Below are 1320 nucleotides of genomic sequence, written 5' to 3'. Positions count from 1 at the left end.
TCAACTCCAAAGTTTGAATTATCTGAAACTTTCCCAAGTTGAATTTTAAGTTCTGCATCTAAATCACTATTGAGATATTTAAAGGCTTCATCAGTATTGTTAAATACAAATTTAGCACGCGCACTATTGTTAGTTATATTGTCAATTGTGGTAGCTAAAGAAGTATTTGAGGCATTAATTTGAACCTCTCTTTGATCTTGACTTAATAAGCTACCAGCTGGATTTGAAATAAAAGTTCCACCTATAGCAAAATTTGTTCCAAAATTAGCAGTAATTAAACTCTTGAAAATATGTTTAGCACCATAATGACGTCTTTTGTAATTATTTGGATTAAATGTCGAAGCATTATTTTCAAGTTCATTGATAATTTGATCAATTGTTGTTTCTGTTCCACCAAAAACCCCTTCAAAGAAATATTTATTATTACTTTCTATTATGTTATCAATTTCTAAATTAAAACTACCAATTTGTCCTTCACTAGTATTCAATGAATTATCTGGTTGTAATTGGAATTTTTTATACCTGTAATTTCCTCTTAAATCTTTAAAGTAAGCAACATATCAGTCTTCAGGTTTTAAAACTGCCTTATCAGTAATGTAAGCTATTTTAGTAGTTATTTTTTTAGCGTTATTATTTGTTACAAGTTCTGGAAATTTATTTTCATGAATTGCAAAAAAACTTGATCTATTTATATTTGTTATATTTGCAAAATTTGGAAAGAAGAAAATATTTAAACCATTTGGATCATTTAATTGAGCAAGTTTTTTTATGAATCTAACTTTAATAATAGCCGCACCATCTACTTGTCTACCCAAATTATTTGGTAATTCTTCATAAATTGATGAAAATAAACTAATATCACTAGCATCAAAATTAAATTTAATTATTTTTGTTTTAGCTTCATTTGGGTGATTTTGTAAAACAAAGTTGGCTCCTGATGCCTTATTTATGAATCTCTGATTTGCAACATTTGAAATTTGACTAACATTACCTCTTATTTTTATATATTGATTTAATGGCATTCAAGTAATTACAAGATTTTCAAGATCTTGGTTTGAAATTAAATCATCTTCATCCTGAACAATAATTTCTCCAACAACATTTATTATTCCTGATTCTTCAGGAACAAATCTATATCTATAAGTTGAACCATTTCTTTTGATTTGAATTGGACTTGTTAGACTAGTTGAAAAAAATCTAGTTTTAAGAGTTGTATTTGATTGATTGTTTGGAGAATTGTCAATTCATATTTTTTTGCCAGTATCATCACTATTTTTAATTCTAAGTTCTTTGAATGTATATTTTCTTCCACCTTTAAGT

Annotated in this window: 1 protein-coding gene; it reads right to left on the bottom strand. The window is 26.7% G+C overall.

Annotation, left to right across the window (positions count from 1 at the left end):
- Positions 1–1320, bottom strand: a 1320-nt coding sequence (locus tag U744_RS04775; protein WP_036432213.1) for a hypothetical protein, incomplete at both ends; no start/stop codon positions are given.

The sequence above is a fragment of the Mycoplasmopsis cricetuli ATCC 35279 genome (genome assembly GCF_000526955.1).
GTDB classification, from domain to species: domain Bacteria; phylum Bacillota_I; class Bacilli_A; order Mycoplasmatales; family Metamycoplasmataceae; genus Mycoplasmopsis; species Mycoplasmopsis cricetuli.
This window is presented reverse-complemented; position numbering and strand designations above follow the sequence as displayed.